General features: G+C 69.9%; 14 protein-coding genes and 1 pseudogene. 6 read left to right on the forward strand and 9 right to left on the reverse strand.

Annotation, left to right across the window (positions count from 1 at the left end; translation table 11 throughout):
• Positions 1–22 precede the first annotated feature (22 nt).
• Positions 23–259 carry a hypothetical protein gene (locus tag ATL40_RS00755; protein ID WP_098467867.1) on the reverse strand — a complete coding sequence of 79 codons (237 nt, stop codon included), beginning with the start codon at positions 257–259 and terminating at the stop codon, positions 23–25.
• 354 nt (positions 260–613) lie between these two features.
• Between ATL40_RS00755 and ATL40_RS15540 the strand changes: the two genes are divergently transcribed.
• On the forward strand, positions 614–2,746 hold the full coding sequence (locus ATL40_RS15540) for a glucoamylase family protein (protein ID WP_281254873.1): 2,133 nt from the start codon (positions 614–616) through the stop codon (positions 2,744–2,746).
• Positions 2,747–2,780: 34 nt separating this feature from the next.
• Here ATL40_RS15540 and ATL40_RS00765 read toward each other — a convergent pair whose 3' ends face one another.
• The 3 genes from ATL40_RS00765 to ATL40_RS00775 form a co-directional block, all read right to left on the reverse strand.
• The gene (locus ATL40_RS00765; protein WP_169926004.1) at positions 2,781–3,755 is read right to left on the reverse strand and encodes a LacI family DNA-binding transcriptional regulator; all 975 of its coding nucleotides are present in this window, start codon (positions 3,753–3,755) and stop codon (positions 2,781–2,783) included.
• 98 nt (positions 3,756–3,853) lie between these two features.
• Positions 3,854–7,264, reverse strand: a complete 3,411-nt coding sequence (locus tag ATL40_RS00770) for a hypothetical protein (protein ID WP_098467869.1) — start codon at positions 7,262–7,264, stop codon at positions 3,854–3,856.
• Positions 7,261–7,971, reverse strand: a complete 711-nt coding sequence (locus ATL40_RS00775) for a TetR/AcrR family transcriptional regulator (RefSeq protein ID WP_169925843.1) — start codon at positions 7,969–7,971, stop codon at positions 7,261–7,263. Before ATL40_RS00775 ends, ATL40_RS00770 begins: the two co-directional genes overlap by 4 nt.
• 286 nt (positions 7,972–8,257) lie before the next feature.
• Between ATL40_RS00775 and ATL40_RS00780 the strand changes: the two genes are divergently transcribed.
• From ATL40_RS00780 to ATL40_RS00795, 4 genes are all read left to right on the forward strand, one after another.
• Entirely contained in the window at positions 8,258–9,421 is a 1,164-nt protein-coding gene (locus tag ATL40_RS00780; RefSeq protein WP_098467871.1) for an extracellular solute-binding protein, read from the forward strand.
• Between the two features lie 8 nt (positions 9,422–9,429).
• The gene (locus ATL40_RS00785) at positions 9,430–10,356 is read left to right on the forward strand and encodes a carbohydrate ABC transporter permease (protein WP_098467872.1); all 927 of its coding nucleotides are present in this window, start codon (positions 9,430–9,432) and stop codon (positions 10,354–10,356) included.
• Position 10,357: 1 nt separating this feature from the next.
• The gene (locus ATL40_RS00790; protein WP_098467873.1) at positions 10,358–11,254 is read left to right on the forward strand and encodes a carbohydrate ABC transporter permease; all 897 of its coding nucleotides are present in this window, start codon (positions 10,358–10,360) and stop codon (positions 11,252–11,254) included.
• 62 nt (positions 11,255–11,316) lie between these two features.
• On the forward strand, positions 11,317–12,489 hold the full coding sequence (locus ATL40_RS00795) for a glycoside hydrolase family 1 protein (protein ID WP_098467874.1): 1,173 nt from the start codon (positions 11,317–11,319) through the stop codon (positions 12,487–12,489).
• A 74-nt stretch (positions 12,490–12,563) separates the two neighbouring features.
• Here the strand turns inward: ATL40_RS00795 and ATL40_RS00800 are convergent, their stop codons facing one another.
• The 3 genes and pseudogenes from ATL40_RS00800 to ATL40_RS15545 form a co-directional block, all read right to left on the reverse strand.
• Complete coding sequence (locus ATL40_RS00800) at positions 12,564–12,824, reverse strand: hypothetical protein (protein WP_098467875.1); 261 nt, start codon at positions 12,822–12,824, stop codon at positions 12,564–12,566.
• A gap of 42 nt (positions 12,825–12,866) precedes the next feature.
• Positions 12,867–13,100 (reverse strand): annotated as a pseudogene (locus tag ATL40_RS00805) (dCTP deaminase); the annotation flags it as partial.
• A gap of 45 nt (positions 13,101–13,145) precedes the next feature.
• Positions 13,146–15,557 (reverse strand): FUSC family protein, encoded by a 2,412-nt coding sequence (locus ATL40_RS15545; protein WP_169925844.1) that lies wholly within the window; start codon positions 15,555–15,557, stop codon positions 13,146–13,148.
• A gap of 694 nt (positions 15,558–16,251) precedes the next feature.
• Between ATL40_RS15545 and ATL40_RS00820 the strand changes: the two genes are divergently transcribed.
• Positions 16,252–18,735: a glycoside hydrolase family 94 protein gene (locus tag ATL40_RS00820; protein ID WP_098467877.1), complete on the forward strand. Its 2,484-nt coding sequence runs from the start codon at positions 16,252–16,254 to the stop codon at positions 18,733–18,735.
• Between the two features lie 85 nt (positions 18,736–18,820).
• Here ATL40_RS00820 and ATL40_RS00825 read toward each other — a convergent pair whose 3' ends face one another.
• A complete protein-coding gene (locus ATL40_RS00825) occupies positions 18,821–20,119 on the reverse strand; it encodes a S8 family serine peptidase (protein WP_098467878.1) in 1,299 nt (432 codons plus the stop codon).
• A gap of 97 nt (positions 20,120–20,216) precedes the next feature.
• Positions 20,217–22,631 carry a CHAT domain-containing protein gene (locus ATL40_RS00830; RefSeq protein ID WP_098467879.1) on the reverse strand — a complete coding sequence of 805 codons (2,415 nt, stop codon included), beginning with the start codon at positions 22,629–22,631 and terminating at the stop codon, positions 20,217–20,219.
• Positions 22,632–22,654: the final 23 nt, after the last annotated feature.

Consider the following 22,654-nt stretch of genomic DNA (forward strand, 5'->3'; position numbering starts at 1 on the left):
GGGTCAGAGGGCGCTCGAGCCGTCAGGGGGCTGGGTGCTCGGCGGGTGAGGTCTGGTCGGTCGTGAGGCGCTGGAGCCGGGCGAGTTCGACGTCGATCGCCGCCAGCCGGGGCTCGGCGGGCGGCAGGGCGGGGCGCGCGGGGTCCAGCACACGCCGTAGCCACGCCGCACGCGCGGCGATCGGGGCCGCCAGGCCGGCTCGGTCCACGCCCAGTTCCGCGGTGATCGCATCGCTCAGGCGCTCCGCCGCGGTGATCATGGGGAACCACGCCAGTGCGATGCGGTTCGCGGGCGGCGGCTCCGCGAGGGCGAAGAGGGTCGGGGCCCAGGCGCCGACGTCTACCAGGACATCACAACTAGGTGGTGTGGCATGCGCGTGGCAGTCCGGCGGAAGTTGAACGGCCCTACGCGCCCGACCCCTGGCACTGAAGGCTCGAGGACACCGGTCCCTGTTGATGAACTGGTCAGGCGGGCCTATCATTCGCCGCGCTCAGCCGAGGGCGTGGCGAAATTTCTCTCACCACGAGGACGTGACGTGTTTCCCCAACCGAGAACCGAGACTCCCCCATCGCGGCATCGCACTGCACGGCGGTCGTGCCGCACCGCTGCTGCCGTGGCTGCCGCAGCAGCGGTGGTGGTCAGCCCTCTTCTGACGCTTCCGGCAAACGGCAGCACGGTGATGGCTGCTCATCCACCGTACATCCAGCCGGAGACTGCCCCAGCGGCCGCAGACCTATCGCGGGCACAGCGCGAGGAACTCCACCGCTACCTCGCCGACACCTACGCCTCCCTTGCCGCGATGACAGATGAGACCACTGGACTGCCAGCAGACAACATTACCGGTGGTCTCGAGGCGGGGGATCGCTCGCCATACACCTCGCCCACTAACATCGGTGGCTACCTCTGGTCGACCGTGGTCGCGCGAGAGGCGGGACTCGTCTCGGTCGATGAAGCGCGCGAGAGGATGGCGACCACGCTGGACACCGTGGACGGACTGGCCCGTCACGAACCCAGCGGGATGTTCTACAACTGGTACGACCCCGCCACCGGAGATCAGGTGCTTGCGTGGCCGGGATCCGGCGAGCACGTCAACCAGTTCCTCTCGTCTGTGGACAACGGGTGGCTCGCCGCCGGGCTGCGGATCGTCGCGTCGGCTGAACCGTCGTTAGCCGATCAAGCGAGAGCCTTGTACGACTCCATGAACTTCGGCGCCTTCTTCGACGCCCACGCACGCCCGGATGTCGACCTCGGGTTGATTCGCGGCGGCTTCTGGGACGCCGAGCCCGAGAACCAGGGCGGCTGGGTGTTGGACAACTACCTGGGCGAGGGGGACGACCTTTACTACACCGGCCACCACTACGACACTGCGGTCTCGGAGACGCGCATCGCGACCTACCTGGGGATTGCCAACGGTCAGATCCCGCCCGAGACCTACTACGCGACGTGGCGTACCTTCCCCTCCACCTGTGACTGGTCCTGGCAGGAGCAGCGGCCCTCCGGTATCGCGCGTTCGTATGGAGACGTGGAGGTTTTCGAGGGCGTGTACCACTATCGCGGGATGTCCATCGTTCCGGGCTGGGGTGGGTCGATGTTCGAGGCGTTGATGCCCGACATGCTGGTCCCGGAGGCGCAATGGGGCGAGCAGTCCTGGGGGGTGAACCATCCGTTGGTCGTTCGCGCGCAGAAGGAGCACGGGCTGCTGGAGGCCCAGTACGGGTACTGGGGGTTCTCACCTGCGTCCAATCCCCATGGGGGCTACCTGGAGTACGGAGTGGATCAGCTCGGGCTGGGTTCAGAGGGCTATACGTCGGACGGGACCACGCAGGTCGACGCCGGCTTCTTCGGCTGCCGCGAGGGTGAGAACCCGGATCCTGAGTATGGCGACGGCGTGGTCACCCCGCACGCCTCCTTCCTCGGTCTGGCATACGACCCCATCGGAGTGCTCGATAACGCCGCGGCGATGGAGCGCGATCTCGGCGCGTACGGCCCCGGGGGCTTCTACGATGCGGTGGCCGTGAAGTCCGGCACTGTGGCGGAGCGCTATCTCTCGCTGGACCAGTCGATGATCGTTGCCGCAATCGGGAACTTTCTCTTCGACGGTGTACTGCGCACGCACTTCGTCGATGATCGCCTGGAGACGGCGCTGCGCCCCGTGATGGCTGCCGAAGTCTTCTCCTCGTCGGCCGCGGACGTCGTGCCCGTTCTCGACAGCCCGCAGAAGGGCGGGCATCTCAAGCCCGGGGCACAGGCGTTGCAGGGGACAGCGGAGCCGGGCGCGCAGGTCACGGCCCGAGTCGGCGATTCGAATCGCGAGGAGTGCGTCTCCGCGGTCGATGCCGATGGGGCATGGAGATGTGAGATCGTCCTCGCTCAAGGGGACTACGACGTGGAGGTTCAGTCCACCAACCTCGCCGGGATCATCACCCTCGGGGAGTCCGTCCCCGTGAGCGTCTTTGACTCGGCACCCGAGCCCACCACCGACCCGACTGACGCGACGACCGAGCCGACCAGCCGTCCCACCGTCGAGCCGACCGCAGATCCGAGCTCCGAATCCACGGGCGGCTCCGCCTCCATCCCGACCCAGGAGGAATCGGACTCCTCTGGTGCGGAGGCGGCGCCCGGAGGCGGCGCGGGCGGTTCACTGGCAAACACCGGCGCTAGCGTCGCTGCGGTGATCGGTGCAGCCGTCATAGCGATGGTGTCCGGTGCGGTCATGCTGCGCCGTCGTCATCAGGCACGTGTGTAGCGCCACAACCCGTCACTGAGAAGGCGGCGCCCCGTCAGGTCGGGGGCGCCGTCGTCTCGCGGGTGATGAGTCGGGTGGGCAGCACCACTCTGGGTAGCTGTTCCTGACTCGCAGGAGCGCGTTGGGCAAGGTCGAGGGCGTCTGCGACCGCGCGTACGCCTAGTTCTTCGATGGGCTGATGCACTGTCGTGAGGGCGGGTTCCGACCACCGTGCCGTGGGAAGATTGTCGAACCCCACGACGGACATCCCACCCGGAACGGCCACCTGCGCCTCGCGGAGCGCCCGCAGGAGCCCGACTGCGCTGTCGTCGCTCGCCGCGAAGACAGCGGTGGGTGCCTCCGGCAGAGCGAGGAAGTACTGTCCGGCCCGATACCCGCACGCCACGGTGTACCGTCCCGCGCGCAGCAGGTCTGGTTCCACTGCGACACCCGCCTCGTGCATGGATCGGAGGAACCCCTCGAGGCGCAGCTGGGCATTCGCCAACGCGGGCGGGCCGCCGAGGAAGGCGATGCGCCGGTGTCCCAGTGCAAGCAGGTGCTCGGTGGCCACCTGCGCCCCCGCGCGATGGTCGCAGGTCACGGTCGCCAGTTCCGGTGTGGGGCGCCATGGGTCAATCGCGATCACCGGGACACCGGCCCCGCTGGCCAGGTCGATTGCTCGTGTCGAGGGAAGGCCGACGGCGCACAAGAGTGCCAGGGCGCCGCGTTGGAGTGAGTGGGCGACCCACGTGTCGAACTCGTGAGGGGTGCCCGTCGAGACCACCACTTCTAAGTCCTCCTCGGAGGCGGCGTGGACGACACCGCGGACCAGTTCCTGGAACCACGGACCGTCGAGGTTGTCCACCCGCAGGGAGAGCAGGTGCGAGCGGCGTGGACGTCGGGGCCGTGCCGGGGCGCCGAGCTCAGCTAGCGCCGTTAGCACTCGACGCCGCGTCGACTCCGAGACCCCAGGACGGCCGTTGAGCACCTTGGAGACGGTGGGCACGGAGGTGGCAGCAAGCGCCGCCACCTCCGCAAGGCGAACGGTGGGCGTTCTGGTGTCTGTCGCTTCTTGCGTCCCGGCTGATTGCGGTGGGAGCGCCCGGGTGGTGCGCGCGCGTGACCGGGTCATGTTCCGGCGGGGACGTGTACCTCCAGGTAGGGGTGCGTCTCCAGGTCGTCGAGTGCCACAGTGACGCCGCCGGTGCGGTAGGGCGCCGATCGGGTCGCGTGTGTCGGCAGGGCCTCAGCATGGGCCGCATCGGGGCCCGCGAGAACGCGACGTTCGGTGCCTTGTTCGCCGACCCTGAATCGCACCTCGCGTTCGTGTCCGCCCAGGTTCAAGTGAACGGTCAACCCGTCGGCACTCGGCGAGAGGACGGGATCCACGAGGAGCTCGTGCGCTCGTTCGGTCAGCCCGAGCACCCCGGTCACCAACTGACGCAGGAAGATCCCAGGCCCACTGGAGTAGATGCGCCAGCCACCGCGGACGGGCACCTCGCCGCGGCGTAGCGCCTCGAACCCCTGGGAGAACGCGTAGCGATCCGGGAAGGCCGCGTCACTGGAGGAGTAGTAGGCGTTGCGTTGTCGCGGCGCTGCGTGAGGGAGCCGGTCATGGAGTGCGACAGGGCTCACCCGCATGAGTTCATCGAGCGCGCTCGCCCGCCCGAGGGCGCACAGTGCCTCTACCCAGCGGATGTGCGCGTGGGTGTACATCAGTCCGACTTCGCGGCCGACACTGGCTGCCTGCTCGGCCCGCAGGAACGTCCGGGGGATGCCCTCGTCGAAGTCCGCCGGTCGATCCATGAGGCGCACCCCGTCGGGGAAGGTCAGGTGATCGGCAACGAGCCGTTCGTGCGCGGCGGCCTCCCGTGGCGAGAGAACGCCGGCCAGGATGGACCGAGTCATGGGGATGAGCCGGTACGTCATCCCGGTTCGGGTATCCCGTGGATGCATGAGCAGCTCGTCGCCCGCTTCGCCCTCGTGGAGCACATACCCCGCCATGACCCCGTTGGCGAGTCCTCGCGCGCGCAGACTCTCGCGCACCCGTTTTCCGAGTTGAGCCGTGCGGTCTCGCAGTGTCGCGGAACGTGGATCGCCAGAGAGTGCCTCGGCAAGGAGCTCCGTGGCTTGTACCAGCAAGGCAGAGGTCCAGGTGGAGGCCATCCGGGTGCGAAGCGTGTCGTCGGCGGGCTGGAGCGTGTCGTCCCAGTCGCCTTCCTCGTACGCCGGAAGGGAGGTCCCGGGTAGGCGATGGGTGCTCACGTAGTCCAGCGCGCGAGTGACGTGATCACGCAGGACCTCGGCTGTCCCGAGGCCGGGTGCACGTCGCTCGGCGTCCCAGAAGGGCACCGGTACCTCCAGCACCGCACGGTCTCCGGTGTACCGCAGGTACTGCCCGAGCGCCATGAGCGGCCACACCACCACGTCACCGTGCGCGCCGTCGTTGTATCGCTCCCGGTAGGCGTCGAACATGAACCATTGCGGGAAGTTCCCGCCCGGGAACTGCCGAGCGAATACTCGTAGCAGGAGCTCTCGGGCGAGATCGAAGCGTCCTCCGGTCAACGCCAACTCGAGCGGACCTTGGCAGACGTCTCGGGTGCCCCAGGCGGCACCGGAGTACTGCTCCAGGCCATGGGGGACGAGGAGATGGACGAGAGCGTTGTGGACATACCAGGGAATCAGGACGTCGAGTTCGTTGGTCGGCAGTGCGGGGTGGTCCGCGAAGCGCAGGCCACGCATGACCCCGCGCATCTGGTCTCTGTGGGCCTGCAGGTTTGATGCCATGGACGTGCGCTCGCCGAGGCGTCGCATGGCCTCGTCCTCGCTGTGTAGGCTCGCCGAGATCGTCAGTGAGAGCGCGCCGCGCGCCTGCATCGTCAGCCGTTCGACCGCCTGATCCGGGCCGGACGTCGACGTGAGGGACGTCGCTCCAGAGGTGCGCATGGCATACCGCAGCGTGGGGATGTGCGAGGCGACCTCGCCCTCCGAGGCGGGTGCAAGCATCAGAGTCGTGGGGTCGTCGTCCGACGCGCTCAGGCACCAGCCGCCGCCGATGTCGTCCAGTTCCAGTGTGGCGGTCACACGCAGGTCGTGGGGGGCAGCAACCGTGGTCTCGAGGCGATTGCGTGCAGCGTCGACCGTGGTGCGCACATCGATACGTCCCCAGCGGCTGAGGTAGATCCAGTGCGCCTCGCCGATGTCCAGCACCAGTGCGGTCGGAAGCCCGAGCAGCTGCGGACCGTTGTCATCCCCGACCACGACACGCAGACCACTGCCACGGATGAGGTTGAGGTGGTGGCGGTGTACCGAGGTGAGTCGGTTCTCAGTCGTGTTTCCGAGCACCACGTGCGAGGCGAAGACTCCCGGCGCAAACACTGTCGCGGAGAGCACATCGTCGGTGGGCATCGTGGCGCCGCCCGCGCGAAGGACATGACCGTGCGAACGCTCGGTCAGGGTGTCCTTCACGCCCCTCAGAACGTGGGCGCCGTCTGAGGTGAAGAAGGACAGGAGTCTCCCGTTCTCGTCTCTCTCCGGTAGGACGACGTCGTTGGCCGTTAGGTCCAGAGCGGCGAGCAGCGCGTCGTCCGGCACGTCGTCGCCGGCGAAGGGAGGGACGTGTCGTAGGGGTGAGTCGAATGGCTCGATCTGCTCCCAGGTGCCGTGGGCGGGCATCGTTGCCAGCGAGAGCGCGTGGCATCGCCATGTCTCGATGTGCGCGGCGTGGGAGTCCAGCGGCGAGCGATCGTCCGCACGGATGACCTGCACCACGTGCAGGCTCGCGGCTCCCTGTGAGGGATCCAGGGGATGGGAGATGAGAGTGGGGGACCCGTACTCGTCCTGGCGAACCCCGCTGACGGCGGCTTCGAGGAGGCCGTGCAGTTGGCCGTCCGCACGGGTTCGCGGGGTCGCTACCTGGAGCGAGTCGGTGAGGTGGCTCGCACTTCCCTCGGCGATGAACATGAGGTGCAGCGGTAGCCGTGGAAGGGACGACATCGTCTGTCGGCTGACGAGAGCGGAGCCTGGTGTCCCGTGGCCGGGCTGGGGTGGCATGGCGAGCGACCTGTGCAGGAGGTACTGGCAGACGTAGGCCTCACTGGAGAGGGCTGCCGCCGGTGGGGCGAGAGCGAGGTCCTGCGCGGCCACCACCTCCAGCGTCGTCCCCTGTGTGCCTCCGCGCAGCTCGATTCGTCGCACGAGCATCCCCGTGGCGTCCTCGGCCTCGTGGATGCCGAGTTCCACGCGATGCTCGATTCCCAAAGAGTGCCCGCTCCAGGCGATCCGGTCGCGCGAGATCTCGACCCGCGAACGCGAGTCGTCGATCCGCGCGAGGCGCACACCCCGTTCGTCGGTGAGGCGCAGCCAGAGGCCGAGAGGGGCAGTGTCGTCGCTGGAAGGAAGGTACTGATTGACGAGTAGCCCGTCGAACTCGATCCGTCTAAGGTCGCCGGCGGCGGTCAGCTCGACGGTGAGTGCGCCTGCCGTGAGAGTGCGGCGCGTGGTGGGTGCGGCACCTGCCGCGGGCAGAACTTGGGTCACGAGGTCTCCGGTGGTGCGAGTGGTGTTGGGTCGGCGGGCTGCGGAACGGTGAGCAGCGCGAGGAACTGGTCGAAGAGGGCGACCATGTCGACGTTGTCGGGATCGAGCAGCCACTGCAGCTGCAGGCCGTCCATCACCGCGGAAGCAATCTGCCCCATCGCCGTCGGGTCAACATCCTCGCGGAGTGCTCCGGAGTCGATGCAGGCGCGGAAGAGTTCGTCGTCCTGGTGGCGCAATGAGCGGTAGCGCTCGCGGAAGACCTCATGGGCCGGGTGTGAGGGGTCAGTGGCCTCTGCCGACACCACGACATGCAGACCGACCAGTCCCGGTGCCGCGGCGTTGCGCGCCACCTGCGCGCGCATCGTCTCGGTGAACGTGGCGCCAGCGGCCTCGTTCTCGGCGCGCCGCTCCCGGTCCCGGCGGTCGCGTTCCTCGATGGTCGCGGAGAGGAGGGCGGCCTTGCTGCCGAAGTGATGCAAGAGCCCGGCCTCGGAGATCCCGACTCTGCGAGCAATTTCCCGCAGTGAGCTCCCGCGAAATCCTTGTTCGCCGAAGACGTCGACCGCGGTGTTCAGGATGAGGCGGCGTCGCGCCTCTCCTCGCACCCGTCGACCATCCGGAAGGCCGTCCCCGCGCTCGATCGAGCCGCCAGTGGATCCTCGGCTCGTCTTGCGCGGCGCCCCCGTGCCCTCGCTGTCACTGGTCATCCGCCCCGTCCTCTCCTGCCGTCGTCGGCGCCGCGCTGGTGCGGCGAAGCTCCCTGAGGCCGACCCTAGCAACAAACTAACCGAGCGCACGCTAAGGTAGTCTGCAGTGGAGCCACCCCGATGGTGGGGTGAGCCGCTCGAAGATGAGGAGATTCTCGTGATTCTTGGACGCAAGGCAGTGGCTGTCGGTGTGGTCGGCCTCCTCGCGCTCACCGCGTGTGGTCGTGGTGACGGGGGTGGCGAAGGGAACGAGGCATCCACTGCACGTCCCGCCGCTGGTGCCTCGGTGAACGATGATCCGGCCGCCGGGGACATCACCGTCTGGGCCATGGGTGAGGAAGGTGAACGCCTACCCGACTTCGTGGACGGCTTCACTCAGGCGAACCCGGAGGCCGAGGTCACCGTGACCACGATTCCGTGGGGCGATGTGATGACGAAGTTCCAGACAGCGGTTGCGGCCGGGACCGTTCCCGACGTGATCATGATCGGCAGCTCGTTCATGCCGACGATGGTGGCAACCGGTGGCCTCGCGCCGGTGCCCGAGGGCTTGGTCGACATGGGCGACTTCGTCGAGGGTGCGGCAGATTCGACGGTCGCCGACGGCGTCGCGTACGGCGTGCCCTGGTACGTCGAGACGCGCGTCCTGTACTACCGCGCGGACCTCGCGCAGCAGGCGGGGCTCGAGGCGCCGAAGACCTGGGACGAACTCACCGCCTTCGCCCAGGGTCTCGTGGGCAACGGTGCGGACTACGGTCTGCAGTTGCCCATGGGCGACGCCGAGGACTCATCGCAGGTGATCCTCCCGTTCTTCTCCCAGGCAGGAGGTGTCGCCGTCGAGGGGGAGGAGTGGACCTTGGACACTGACGCAATGGTTTCGGCTCTGGAGTTCTACGGCTCCTTCTTCGCTGACGGACTCTCCCCCCTGTCCGGCTACGGCGACACCCAGTCGAACGCGTTCATCGATGGCACGATCCCGACCTTCATCTCGGGGCCATGGATGATCAACGTGCTGGGCGATCTCGCCGATCCCGAGTGGGTGGAGGAGAACGTCGAGACCGCAGTGGTCCCGGCCGGCTCCGCCAACAACGACTCCTACATCGGTGGTGCCCACCTGGGTGTGTTCGCGGACGCGCCGAACGCCGATGGGGCGTGGAAGTTGGTCCGCTGGCTCTCGCAGCCGGAGACCCAGCAGGCTTGGTTCGACACCACCAATGGTCTTCCGGCGCTGACCACCGCGTGGGACTACGAGCCGCTGCAGTCAAACCGGCGCATCGCGGTGCTGGAGGAGCAGTTGGCCAACACGATCGCGCCGCCGACGGTGCCGAGTTGGGACGAGCTCTCCGCCACACTCGAGACGGAGGCAGAAAAGGTCGCCAACGGCGTGGTGACACCGCAAGAGGCCGCGGCCACCATTCAGGCCAAGGGCGAGGCCCTCGGGCTCGGCTGGTAGTCAGCCAGATGGCTGTTCTCTCTCCCCGTGGGCGGCGCCGACAAAGCGTCGGCGCCGCCCACCGGCGAAAGCAGGCGATAGTCGCCTGGTTGTTCGCGCTGCCGTTCGTGGCGGTGTTTGCGGTCTTCATGCTCGGCCCGCTGCTCGCCTCGTTCGCAATGTCGTTCACGGACTTCACGATCCGTGACATCCGCGACCCCTTCGCGGTCAACATCGTGGGACTCGACAACTTCATCGGCGTGTTCAGCGATGAGCTCTTCCGGAAGTCCTTGCTCAATACCTTCTACTTCGTGCTCGTCGGGATCCCACTCACGATGGTGCTGGGGCTTGCGCTTGCGGTCGCTCTCAACTCGGGCATCGAACGCTTCCGTGCTGTCTTCCGGGTCGGCTACTACACCCCCGTCGTGACCTCGATCGTGGCAGTCGCGGTGGTCTGGCGGTTCATCCTCCAGGATTCCGGGCTGCTGAACACGGTGCTCGGCTGGTTCGGGATATCGGGCCCCGACTGGCTGAACGATCCGACCTGGGCGATGCCCTCGATCATCGCGATGGCGGCCTGGCGGAACATGGGCACCCTGATGATCATTTTCCTCGCTGGACTCCAGGCCATTCCGTCCGAGGTCTACGAGGCGGCAGAGATGGACGGTGCAGGGCCGTGGCGGCGATTCACCATGATGACCGTGCCGCTGATGCGTCCGACCCTGTTGCTGGGCGCCGTGCTGCTCTCGGTCGGATTCCTCCAAGTGTTCGAGGAGCCGTTCGTGATGACAAGCGGTGGTCCACTGAACTCGACCCTCTCCATCAGCTACTTCGTGTACAACCAGTTCGGCTATGGCGCCTATTCGTTCGCCTCTGCCGGCGCCTATGTGCTGTTCGCCCTGATCGCCGCCCTCTCTGCGGTGCAGTTCCGACTCCTGCGTTCGAAGGATGTCTGAGATGAGCAACATCCCCACGCCCACCGTCTCCGGTCCCGGGAGGGACAGCGCGACCGATGCACGGCGATCGGCGCGGCGCCGCCCTCGACTCTCGCGCGGCGTGACCTACACGGCTCTCGTCCTCGGACTCGCCGCGACCCTGCTGCCGTTCGCGTGGATGGCGCTCGGCAGCTTCAAGACTCAGGGGGAGTTGATGCAGCGGCCCATCACCTGGTGGCCGCAGGAGCCCACGCTGGACAACTACACCCGCTGGCTTACGCAGCTCGACTTCGGGCAGTTCCTCACCAACTCCGTGGTCGTGGCCGTCGTGGTGGTGCTGGGCAACCTGGTGTTCTGCTCCATGGTCGGCTACGCGCTCGCGAAGATGGACTTCCCCGGTAAGCGTGCGCTGTTCCTACTCGTGTTGATGACCCTGATGGTGCCGGGGGTGGTCACCCTGATCCCGATGTTCGTGCTTGTCTCCAACCTCGGACTCGTCAACACCTATCCCGCGCTCATCCTGCCGTTCCTCGCTGGGCCGATCGGGGTGTTCCTGATGCGGCAGTTCATCCTCGGTATCCCCGATGCGCTCATCGAGGCCGCTCGCATTGACGGCGCCGGCGAGTTCCGCGTGTTCTTCCGTATCGTGCTTCCGCAGTGCGGTCCGCCGCTGGCCACACTGGCGATCCTCACTTTCCTGGGATCCTGGAACAACTTCCTGTGGCCATTGGTGGTTGCCCAGACCGAGAGCATGTACACGCTACCGGTGGCGCTGTCGCTGTACTCGGTGGGATCGAACGGCACCTACTACGGCCTGCTGATGGCGGGCTCGGTGCTCGTCGTCACCCCGATCCTGGTTCTGTTCCTCTTCCTTCAGAGGTTCTTCGTGCAGGGCATCGCGATGAGCGGCATCAAGTAGTTGCTCACGCCACGTTCGTTCCTCCCCCGCTTCCTCACTCTCACCCCGTCTCGGAGTCCGTCATGTCCACACTCACCTTCCCGCATAGCTTCCTCTGGGGCGCCGCGACGGCGGCACACCAGATCGAGGGGAACAACGTCGGTAGCGATTGGTGGGCGCGAGAGACCGCGCCCGAGAGTGCCGTCGCCGAGCGCTCAGGCGATGCGGCTGATTCCTACCACCGTTATCGCGAGGACATATCCCTGCTGGCGCGGAGTGGGCTGACGCACTACCGCTTCTCCCTGGAATGGTCGCGTATCGAGCCGGCCCCAGGGATGTTCTCGCGCGCCGCCATTGCCCACTACGGCCGTGTCGTGGAGGCCTGCCTGGACGCGGGTGTTGTGCCGATCGTCACCCTGCACCACTTCACGGTCCCGCAATGGTTTGCGGCCCAGGGAGGCTGGCGTCACGCGCAGGCGCCGGAGCTCTTCGAGCGCTTCGCCGCGCGCGTGGTGCATCTGCTAGCGCCCTGCCCGTACGTCATCACGATCAATGAGCCGAACATCCTCGCGATGATGGCCGGCGGAGAGAAGGGTGACGCCGAGCTCCAGGCCGGCGCGTTGCCAAGCCCGGATGAGGTCGTCTCCAACGCCCTCATCGGAGCCCACAAGCGTGCAGTCCGTGTGTTGAGGAGCGCTGGTCTCCGAGCCGGTTGGTCTGTTGCTCCGCAGCAGTTCTTCGCTGACCCGGGCGCTGAGGAGGTGCTGGCGGACTATGCGTACCCCCGCGAAGGGCTCTTCCTCGAATCCTCCAGGGGCGACGACTTCGTGGCAGTGCAGGCCTACACCCGAACACGGATCAGCCTGGAGGGCCCTCAGCCGGCGCCGAGTGATGCCGAGGTGACCCTCACCGGATGGGAGTACTATCCACCGGCTATCGCCGAGGCTGCGCGTCAAGCATATGACCTCACCGGGCTGCCAGTCCTGGTCTCCGAGAACGGCATCGCGACCGCAGACGACGAGCGGCGGATCGACTACACGCGAGCCGCGTTAAGTGCCCTGCACGCTGAGATGGCTCGGGGGCTCCCGGTGATCGGATACCTGCACTGGTCACTCTTGGACAACTACGAGTGGGGCTCCTACGGCCCCACGTTCGGTCTCATCGCATTCGATGCGGAGACCTTCAAGCGTACGCCGAAGGCCAGCCTCTGGTGGCTCGGGCGCGTGGCTCGCGGCGGGGTGATGGAGTCGGTCTGATCTTCGCTGCCTCTGAAAGCGGGTCTGTGCGCGTTGGCGGATCCTTGCTGGGAGACACTATCCAGCAGGGCGCCTTACCCCAGTGGCAGGGGCGGCGCTGGCAGCGGGGAGCGATCGGGCGCCACCTCGACCAGGTAGGCGGTGTTCGCCCAGTCGGGAAGGGCCAGGCGCCGGCGGGCCTCGCCGTTCAGGGACCAGGGTCCGACGACGGCGGCCTGCTCCCGCTCGCCCGGGGCGGGCAGCTCGTGCGCGGGGTCGACGGCGGGCAGCGGCAGCAGGTCCATGGTGCCCGGGGCGCCGGGTGCGGGCGCCGGATCCCACTGCGCGTCCAGCACGAGGGAACTCCACGCGGGTGCGATGGAAGTTCAGATGGCTCACTCCCCCGGGTGCAGCACGAGGGGCTCCTCCGGCTCCACCTCGACCAGGCGGGTGAGTTCGGGTTGGTCCTGCGCCGGGTCGATCACCGGGTACTTGTGGTTGTCGAAGAGCCGGAAGAACCGGTCCAGGCGCACGTCCACGGAACTGGGCTGGACCATCGCCGGGTCGAACGGGTCCAGGCGCACGCGGCCGGAGTCGAGTTCGGCGCGGATGTCGCGGTCGGAGAGCAGCACGCGGCAACGGTAGCGCGCCGGGGGTGTCAGAGGGCGCTCGAGCCGTCAGGGGGCTGGGTGCTCGGCGGGTGAGGTCTGGTCGGTCGTGAGGCGCTGGAGCCGGGCGAGTTCGACGTCGATCGCCGCCAGCCGGGGCTCGGCGGGCGGCAGGGCGGGGCGCGCGGGGTCCAGCGCATGCCGTAGCCACGCCGCACGCGCGGCGATCGGGGCCGCCAGGCCGGCTCGGTCCACGCCCAGTTCCGCGGTGATCGCATCGCTCAGGCGCTCCGCCGCGGTGATCATGGGGAACCACGCCAGTGCGATGCGGTTCGCGGGCGGCGGCTCCGCGAGGGAACGCTGCAACTGGGTGCGCAGGTCCGAGAGCGAGCGCAGGGCGCCGCGGCGCAAGGCCCGGGTGGAGGCCGCATCCTGCCCGGGGTCCGCGAGCCGGTCCAGGTAGTCCGCCAGGCCGGCGACGGCGCGCGCGAAGGCCTGCGGCACGTGTGCGCCGCGGGCGCCCGGCCACAGCAGGTAGCCCAGGAGGAGCGCGATCGCGGAACCGATCGTGGTGTCCAGCACCCGCTCGCCGGCGTAGTTCACGGTGCCGCCCGGGGTGGCGTAGTCCACCAGGACCACCACCATCGGGGTCACGAAGACCGCCATCATCGCGTAGGAACGCTGCGCGGCCCATGGCATGCACGCCACCAGCGCGACGATCACCGCGATCAGCAGCGGACCCTTGGGGACCACGAGGATCAGCAGGGTGCCGAGCCCCGCGCCGAGGATCGTGCCCACGCCGCGGTGGACGCCCCGCACGAACACGGAGCCGAAGTCGGGCTTCATCACCACCGCCACCGTCAGCGGCACCCAGTAGGAACGGCCGGGGAGCAGCTCCATCACAGTGGCGGCCACGGCCATGCACAGGGTCAGGCGCAGCGCCCAGACCCTGGTCTCGTGCCCGACGGCGAGGCGCGCCTCGGCCTTGCGCAGCCGGGTGGGCAGGGGTCGGGTGGGGCGCCCGGGCCTGGTCGGTGTGGGTTCGGTGCTGGTGCTGGTGCTGGGGGTGGTGGCGGTGGTGGCGGTGGTGGTTGTGATGGTGGCGGCCGCGGGAGCGGTGTCGGGCGAGGGAGCCGGTGTGTGCCGCGAGGATCGCGGGTGCAGAGTGCGTGCCTGCGACGGCGGGATCATGACCGCGCGCAGGCGTGCGGCTGCCGCGCCGATGGGCGCGGGGAGGCCCTCGGGGGCCGGCGATGGCACGTCGCCGCGACGTTCGGCGCTCGCGCTCTCGTGCAGCCACGCGGCGAGGGCAGCGGCGTCGATGGCTGTGGGGTCTGTGGGGTCTGTGGGGGCGGCCGCCTCGCTGGCGGCCGACGGCACGACTTGCCGGCTGGATTCGGCGCCGGTGAGCGGTGCCAGCTGATGGGTGGCGAGGGCAGCGGCGAGGTCACCGATGGCGGCGAGTTGCAGTGCTCGGTGCTCCTGGTGATCCGAGCGGCCCTGGGTCACGGCGCGGGCGCCGAGCACCTGGGCGTAGGCAGCGGCGCGTGCGTCGGTGACGGCGCGCCGTGCGGAGAGGTAGGCCTCGGACTCGGCGAGCGGCGGGGGTGCGGCGGGGAGCGTCTCGGCGGCGCTGGGTTGCGCATCGGCCGCGGTGCCTGGTCCGGTCCGGCTGGTGGCTTCGCCGTCGCCCACGGTGGCGGGATTGATCTGCGCGGCGGTGCGCAGCCCGTCGTCGGAGCCGGCCGGCGCGAGAGGCGGCGTCTCAGCGAGGGTGCCGACCGCGTCGAGGTAGGTGGCGAGCAGTCGGTGCTCCGGTCCCCGGCGGACCACCGCGAACTCGATCGCCAGGAGGGTCGCGGCCCAGGCGCCGCCGGTGAGGATCCCGGCGGGTACACCCCACAGCCCGGCGAGCGGGAGCATGTGCGGTGCGAGGGTCGCGAGAATGAGCATCTGCAGCGCCCCGCCGGACAAGCGGGCCGAGTATCCCGAGACGACGCCGGCGACCAGGGCGAGGGCGGTGATGCCCAGCACGATCGGCACCGGGTGCTGCGGCAGCAACGCGATCGCGAGGTACCCCAGGCATGCCATGACCGAGCCGACCGCGAGTTGCCGCAGTCGCAGGGGGTAGGGGACCGGCTTCTCCGAGACCGACGGGAACAGCCCACCGAGCGCGGCCATCACACCGAGGGCGGCGTGGCCGGCGAGCGCGCCCACCACGAGCGGGCCGCCCACCGCGAGCGCGGCGCGGAGTGAACGCGAGACCGGCCAGGTGGCACGGTTCTGCTTGGCGAGCTCGCGCACCCAGGAGGCCGGCTGTGCGCCCGCGGTCGAGGTGCGGAGTGTGGTCGAGGTGCTGGTCGTGGAGGAGGTGGCCGGGGGCGTGGTCGTGGCCGTGGCGCGGGGCGTGGCCGGCGACGGGCTGGGCGGCGACGGGCTGGGCGGCGGCGTGGTGGGCCGCGGTCGAGATTCGGGGGGCATGCAACTCCTTCGCTCCCAGCCTAGGCGGCATCGGGCGGCCTCGCTGTAGACGGGTCGCGCCTCGCTGAGGGCGGTGGACCGCGCTTCGGGGCTCACTGCCGACCGCGGGTGTACGTACTTGACCAGCGGTGATGCATGGGAGCGCTCTCCGTCGGCCCCATTGGACCGCCCTCAGCGAGGGATGCACGGCCTGGGCGCCCCCGGTGAGGGGCGCCAACCTCGCTGAGGGAGGACGACCCCTCGTGCAGGGAGGAAGCACTGCTCTCCCTTTGCTGCCCGACTGGAGTCGCAGGTCCGTGACCTGCGGTAACGCCCGCGCACCGGAACCAGGTGGCGATGTGGACCTCCCTGGGCGAGGGGTCGTCCTCCCTCAGCGAGGGATAGACCGCGCCCCGCCGCGCCGCGCACAGCCCGCCCCGCACAGCCCGCCCCGCACAGCGTGCCCCGCACAGCCCGCCCCGCACAGCCCGCCCCGCACAGCCCGCCGCGCACCCCCCGCCGCGCACAGCCCGCCGCGCACAGCCCGCCGCGCACAGCCCGCCCCACCCCCACCGCGCGCCGCGCGATGCGGCGCGCGCTGGCCATCTCCGCCGCTTCGCCCTACACTGACCGTGGCTTTGGAAGCGCTCCCACCCGTTGCGGTGCACCGAACGCGCCCATGCCCCAACGATGGAGCAACGCGAGAGGGACTGACATGCAGTACGGCCACTTCGATGACGAGGCCCGCGAGTACGTCATCACCACGCCTCACACCCCCTACCCCTGGATCAACTACCTGGGCTCGGAGCAGTTCTTCTCGCTGATCTCCCACATGGCGGGCGGCTACAGCTTCTACCGCGACGCGAAGATGCGCCGCCTCACGCGCTACCGCTACAACAACATCCCCACCGACGAGGGTGGCCGCTACCTCTTCGTCAACGACGGCGGCGACGTGTGGACCCCGTCCTGGATGCCCATGAAGGCCGACCTCGATCACTTCGAGACCCGCCACGGCATGGGCTACACCACCATCACCGGCGAGCGCGGCGGACTGCGGGTCACCCAGACCGTGCTGGTGCCGCTCGGGGAGAACGCCGAGGTCCAGAAGGTCACGGTCACCAACACCACCGACGCCCCCAAGTCCGTCACGCTGTTCTCCTACCTGGAGTTCGCGCTGTGGAACGCGCAGGACGACCAGACCAACTACCAGCGCAACCTCTCCATCGGTGAGGTCGAGGTGGAGGTCGCCACGCCGTCGGGCGGCAGTGCGATCTACCACCGCACCGAGTACCGCGAGCGCCGTGACCACTACGCCGTGTTCGCCGTGAACGAGCAGGCCGCCGGCTTCGACACCGACCGGGAGACCTTCCTCGGCGGCCCGTACGCCTCGCTGGCGGAGGCCGCCGTGCCGCGCCGCGGGGAGGCGAGCAACTCCCTGGCCTCGGGTTGGTACCCGATCGGATCCCACGCCAACGCGCTGCAGCTCGCGCCGGGTGAGACCCGCGAGCTGGTGTACGTGCTGGGCTATGAGGAGAACGACGACGACGCCAAGTGGGCCGATGGGGCCCACCAGGTGGTGAACAAGCAGGGCGCGCACGCGCTGCTGGAGCGGTTCGCCACCCCGGCCGCCGCCGACGCCGCCCTGGCGGAACTGAAGGACTACTGGACGAACCTGCTCTCCACCTACTCGGTGCGCTCCACCGACGAGAAGCTGGACCGGATGGTCAACATCTGGAACCAGTACCAGTGCATGGTGACGTTCAACATGTCCCGCTCGGCGTCCTACTTCGAGACCGGGATCGGGCGCGGGATGGGCTTCCGCGACTCCAACCAGGACCTGCTCGGATTCGTGCACCTGGTGCCGGAGCGTGCGCGGGAGCGGATCATCGACATCGCCTCCACGCAGTTCCCCGACGGCAGCGCCTATCACCAGTACCAGCCGCTGACCAAGCGCGGGAACAACGACGTCGGCTCCGGCTTCAACGACGACCCGCTGTGGCTGATCGCCGGGGTGGCGGGGTACATCAAGGAGACCGGTGACGTCTCGATCCTCGAGGAGATGGTCCCCTTCGACAACGAGGTGGGCAGCGAGGTGCCGCTGCTGGAGCACCTCACGCGCTCCTTTACCTTCACCGCCACGCATCGCGGCCCGCACGGGCTGCCGCTGATCGGCCGGGCGGACTGGAACGACTGCCTGAACCTGAACGCGTTCTCCACCCAGCCGGGGGAGTCCTTCCAGACCACGGAGAACCGCACCGACGGGCAGGCGGAGTCCACCTTCATCGCCGCGCAGTTCGTGCTGTACGGGGAGTCCTACGCCCGGCTGCTGGAACTGGTGGGGCGGCACGACGACGCAGCCTCCGCCCGCAGCGAGGTCGCCCAGGTGCGCGAGGCGCTGCTGACCGCGGGCTGGGACGGGCAGTGGTTCCTGCGGGCCTACGACTACGACGGCAACCCGGTGGGCACCGACGCCAAGCCCGAGGGGAAGATCTGGATCGAGCCGCAGGGCTTCGCCGTCATGGCGGGCGTGGGTGTGGAGCGTGGGGAGGACGGCGTCTCCACCCCCGGCTCCCCGGCGATCCGGGCGCTGGACTCGGTGGGGGAGATGCTCGGCACGCCGCACGGCCTGGTGCTGCAGTACCCGGCGTACACCACCTACCAGATCGAGCTCGGTGAGGTCTCCACCTACCCGCCGGGGTACAAGGAGAACGGCGGGATCTTCTGCCACAACAACCCGTGGGTGATCATCGCGGAGACCGTCGCGGGCCGCGGGGACATCGCCTTCGACTACTACAAGCGCATCACCCCGGCCTACCGCGAGGCGATCAGCGACACCCACCGGCTCGAGCCGTACGTGTACGCGCAGATGATCGCCGGCAAGGAGGCGGTGCGCGCGGGTGAGGCGAAGAACTCCTGGCTGACCGGGACCGCGGCGTGGAACTTCGTGGCGGTCTCGCAGTACCTGCTGGGGGTGCGTCCGGAGTTCGACGGGCTCGTGGTGGACCCGCAGATCGGCCCGGACGTCCCCTCCTACACCGTGACCCGAGTGGCCCGCGGTGCGACCTACGAGATCACGGTGACGAACTCCGGCCGCCGCGGCGCCCGGGCGTCCCTGGTGGTCGACGGCGTGGCGATCGAGGGCAACACCGTGCCCTACGCCCCGGCCGGGGCCACCGTGCAGGTGACCGCGACCCTCTGACTCGCCGCCGAGGCCGTGGCTCCCGCGCCCAACACGTGCGCGGCGGCCACGGTCTCGGCACCGGCGGCACGGCCTCGGCGACGGGTCACGGCAGCGGGATCGGCCGCAGGATCGGGAACGGCGGCCGGATGATCAGCCACGGACGGGTCGGCGCCTTCGCCAGGCCCTTGCCCACCAGCAGCTCCCGCTGCGGCAGCGGGGTGACCGTGGCGAGCAGCCGACTGGCCAGGGCGCGCCCCCGCAGCCCGGTGGCCTGCGCCAGGATCGCGGCGACGCCGGAGACGTGCGGCGTGGCCATGCTGGTGCCGTTCAGGTTCGCGTAGGAGCCCTTCGTGACCGGCCATGCGGAGAAGGTCCCCACGCCGGGTGCGGCGATGTTGACCTCGCCGCCGTCGCCGTTCAGGCCCACGCACGAGAAGCTCGCCCGCTGCAGGTTGTGGTCCAGTGCGGCCACCGCGAGGATCGAGGGGCAGTTGGCCGGTGACCCCACCGGCTGGTACCCGGCGTTCCCGGCCGCGGCGATCACGAGGCAACCGGAGTCCAGTGCTGCCCGCGCGGCGGTCTCGTAGGCGGGTGAGTAGCCCGCGCCGAGTGCCACGTTGGAGCCCAGCGACATGGAGATCACGTCCGCGTTGGAGGCGATCGCCCAGTTGATGCCGGCGAGCACGCCACCGGATGAGCCGGAGCCGTTGTCGCCGAGCACCTTCCCGATCAGGAGTCTGGCTCCCGGCGCCACGCTGTAGCGACGCTGCCCCCCGGCGGGGGAGCGGTGCGCCGCGACGGTCCCGGCGACGTGTGTGCCGTGCCCGTGCCCATCCTGGACGGCCTGCCCGGAGATGAAGCTCGCGGAGCCGACCACCTGGCCGGCGAGGTCCGGGTGCCCCAGGTCGATGCCGGTGTCCAGCACCGCCACGCACACGCCGGTGCCGCTCCACGGTGCCCGGTGCAGCAGCGGCGGGACGGCGTGCACGGCGCGCACACCCCAGGTGGAGTGGTCGGTGTCGGTGAAGGCGAGGACGTCGGGGACGTCGTCGTCCTCCGCGACGAGGAAGCCGTCCTCGCCGAGTTCGCCGTCCGCCACCGTGACCACGACCTCGGGCTCGGTGGCCAGGATCGGGGAGCGCGGGTCCTCGATCGCGGAGGTGAGGGCGCCGGAGACCGCCTCCGGCTCCTCCTGGAGGATGGCGACCCCGAGATGCTCGAGGTACACCGACCCCTCGGTGCCGGAGCCGGCCGCCTCGGCGGACATGCTCTCGGCGGTGGTGGTGTGGATGCCGAGGCTCTCCAGGGCCTCGCCCGCCTGCTCAGGCCTCGCGCGCCGGTCCATCACGACGATCGTGCGACCGGTCTGCGCCGGGAGCGCGGCGTCTGTGGTGCTGCTCATGATCTGCCTCCTGGTCGTGGCCGACCCCGGTGGCCGGTCACTCACACAAGAGGCGGTCCGACGGCGTGCTGATACATCCGCTCCCCGTCACCTGCGCCTACCACCCGTTCCCGAAGCAGGTGAACGCGGAGACCGTCGCCGGCGTCTGGTGGGGCTGGCGGTGCGCGAGCAGACTCGCCGGGTCGTGCCCCTGCGCCAGCCCGGCGTGCAGTTCGGTCAGCAATGCCGCCTGGTCGGAGACCCGCGCGGGTGCCGCGATCACGCACCGGGCCCCCGCGTGCAGCCAGGTGCGGGCCATCCCGAGCATCTCCTGCCCCCAGGCGGCGCTGGATCGGCCCAGTTCGCACGCGGAGAGGACCACCACCTGCGGGACCCGGTCGAGCTGGTCGATGTCGAATCCGTACCAGGTGCCGTCCACCAACTCGAAGCCGGAGAACATCGGGTTCTCCGCCGAGTGCTGCCCGTGGGCCGCCACGTGCAACACGTCCACGCTGCGCGCCAGGTGGGCGACGGCGTCGATCCGCGCATCTGGTCCGCGCAGGATCCGGGCGCTTCCCCAGGCGGCGGCCGCGGTGGTCACCTCCGCCTCACCGTTGCGCAGCCCGGGGCCCGCCACGAACCCGATCCGGCGGCCGGCACCGGGGCGTTCCCCGGCGCGTCGGCAGAAGTCGCGGAGCGTCTCGGCCACGCTCACCGCCACCCCGGCCAGGCCGGGCATCCGGTTCCACGGGAGTGCGCTGAGGGCGGGCGGTCCCACCACGACCAGTCGGGTGGTGGGCGGCAGGGCGAGGGGCCGCAGGAGTCGATCGCTCAACACGCGCAGCCGGGTGCGCAGGGAGGCGTGGACGACGGCGCCGATCGCCTCGGGCAGCAGGCCCGCGGCCATGTCGAGGTCGGCCAGGAGGGCGCGCACGTCCTGGATGATGGAGGGCCAGTCACCCAGCCGCACCAGGCGTGGGCGGCCCACGGCGGGGTCGAGGACCACGGACGCCACCTCCGACCCGGTCTGGACGTAGGAGATCGCCACGCTGCGGGTGGTCTGCAGCGCGGGCCACACTCGCGCCAGCAGGTCGGCAGGCGTGGGGGTGGTGGGGCGCAACGGGGGCCTCAGCGCGGCGGTGCGAGCGGCGACGCCACGGGTGATCTCCGCCCAGGAGAGCACCTCCCGGGCGTCGCCGATGCGCAGGGACTCGCGCAGCCCGATGATGACCAGCCGCCGGGTGTGGGCGGCCAGGGACGTGCGCAGTTCCAGGTCGCGGTACTCCTCCTGCCACCGTTGCACGAGGTCCACGCCGAGCCGGGCGCGGCGGATCGCGATCCTGCTCTGCCCACCCGCCGAGGCCACGGCGGCGCCCGCCTCCTGGTGCAGCACGCGGGCCAGGAGTCCCTCGTCCGCACGGGGGGTCAGGCGGCGTAGTTCCGCGCGCGCGGTGGTCAGGTCCCCGCGACTGGCGAGCGCCGCGACGGCGCGGCGACGCAGTTCGCGGGAGACGTCCCACATGTGTCTGGCGCGCAGTTGCTCCCCCAGGGTGATCACCTCCCGCAGTCGCGCGGGGCCCGGACGGTGCTCCAGGTCGAGGGCCAGGGCGCGGGCGCGGGCCCGTAACGCGCCGCGCTGATCGTGGGCCGAGTCGTAGATCCGGGCGGCGCGGGCCGCCAGGCGCCGGGCCTGGGGCGCGGTCGAGGCGACCCACGGCTGCACGATGCTGCGGGCCTGGGAGGCGGTGAGCAGCGTCTCGGCCTGCTGGCGGCGCATCCGCACGTGGCCGAATGCGCCGGCGGCGGACTCCAGCAGCGGGAGCGCGGCGCCCGGCATCCCGGAGAGCAGCAGGAGGTCCGCGCGTGCGAGGTCGCACCAGGCGGCCATCACGGGGCCGAGCGGCGCGAGCACCACCCGCGAGGCCTCCAGCAGGGATCCGGCCCGCACGAGGTCGCCCTGCTGGTAGGCGACGATCCCCGCGTTGTGCTGCGCCTTGGCCGCGCCGACGGCGTGGTCACCGCGCCGGAAGGCCGCCTCGGCGTCCGCGAAGCAACTCCCCGCCAGGGCGAGGTCACCGCCCTCGAGCTCGATCGCGCCCCGGTTCAGCAGCACGTTGCCCAGTTCCCGAGGTGCGTCGTCGAGTCCTGCCGCCGCGCGGTCCAGGACGGCGGCGGCGCGGGCCGGGTCGCCGTAGTGGATCAGGACGAGTCCGAGTTGACCCTCCACGATGGCGCGAGTGCGTGGCGCGAGGTCCCCTGCCAGGATGCCCTCGCACAGCGTGACGGCGGAGGCTGGATCGCCCCGTTCGGCCAGGATGTAGGCGCGCGTGCCCGCTATCAGTGCGGCGAGGTCGGCCCCCGCGTCCCTGGCCGCGCGGTCCAGGAGCGTCAGGGCCCGTAGGAGACGACCGGCGTTGGCGTGAGCGACGGCCCGGTCGTACCACTCCTCGGGCGCGACGCGACCTCGTGTGGCTCCCGCCGGTCCCGCCTCGCCCCGCTCACCGGAACCCGGCGGGGTCGTGGCCCCGCCCATGGCTGCCTCCCGTGGCCCCCGCC

The organism is Serinibacter salmoneus (genome assembly GCF_002563925.1).
Classification (GTDB): Bacteria; Actinomycetota; Actinomycetes; order Actinomycetales; family Beutenbergiaceae; genus Serinibacter; species Serinibacter salmoneus.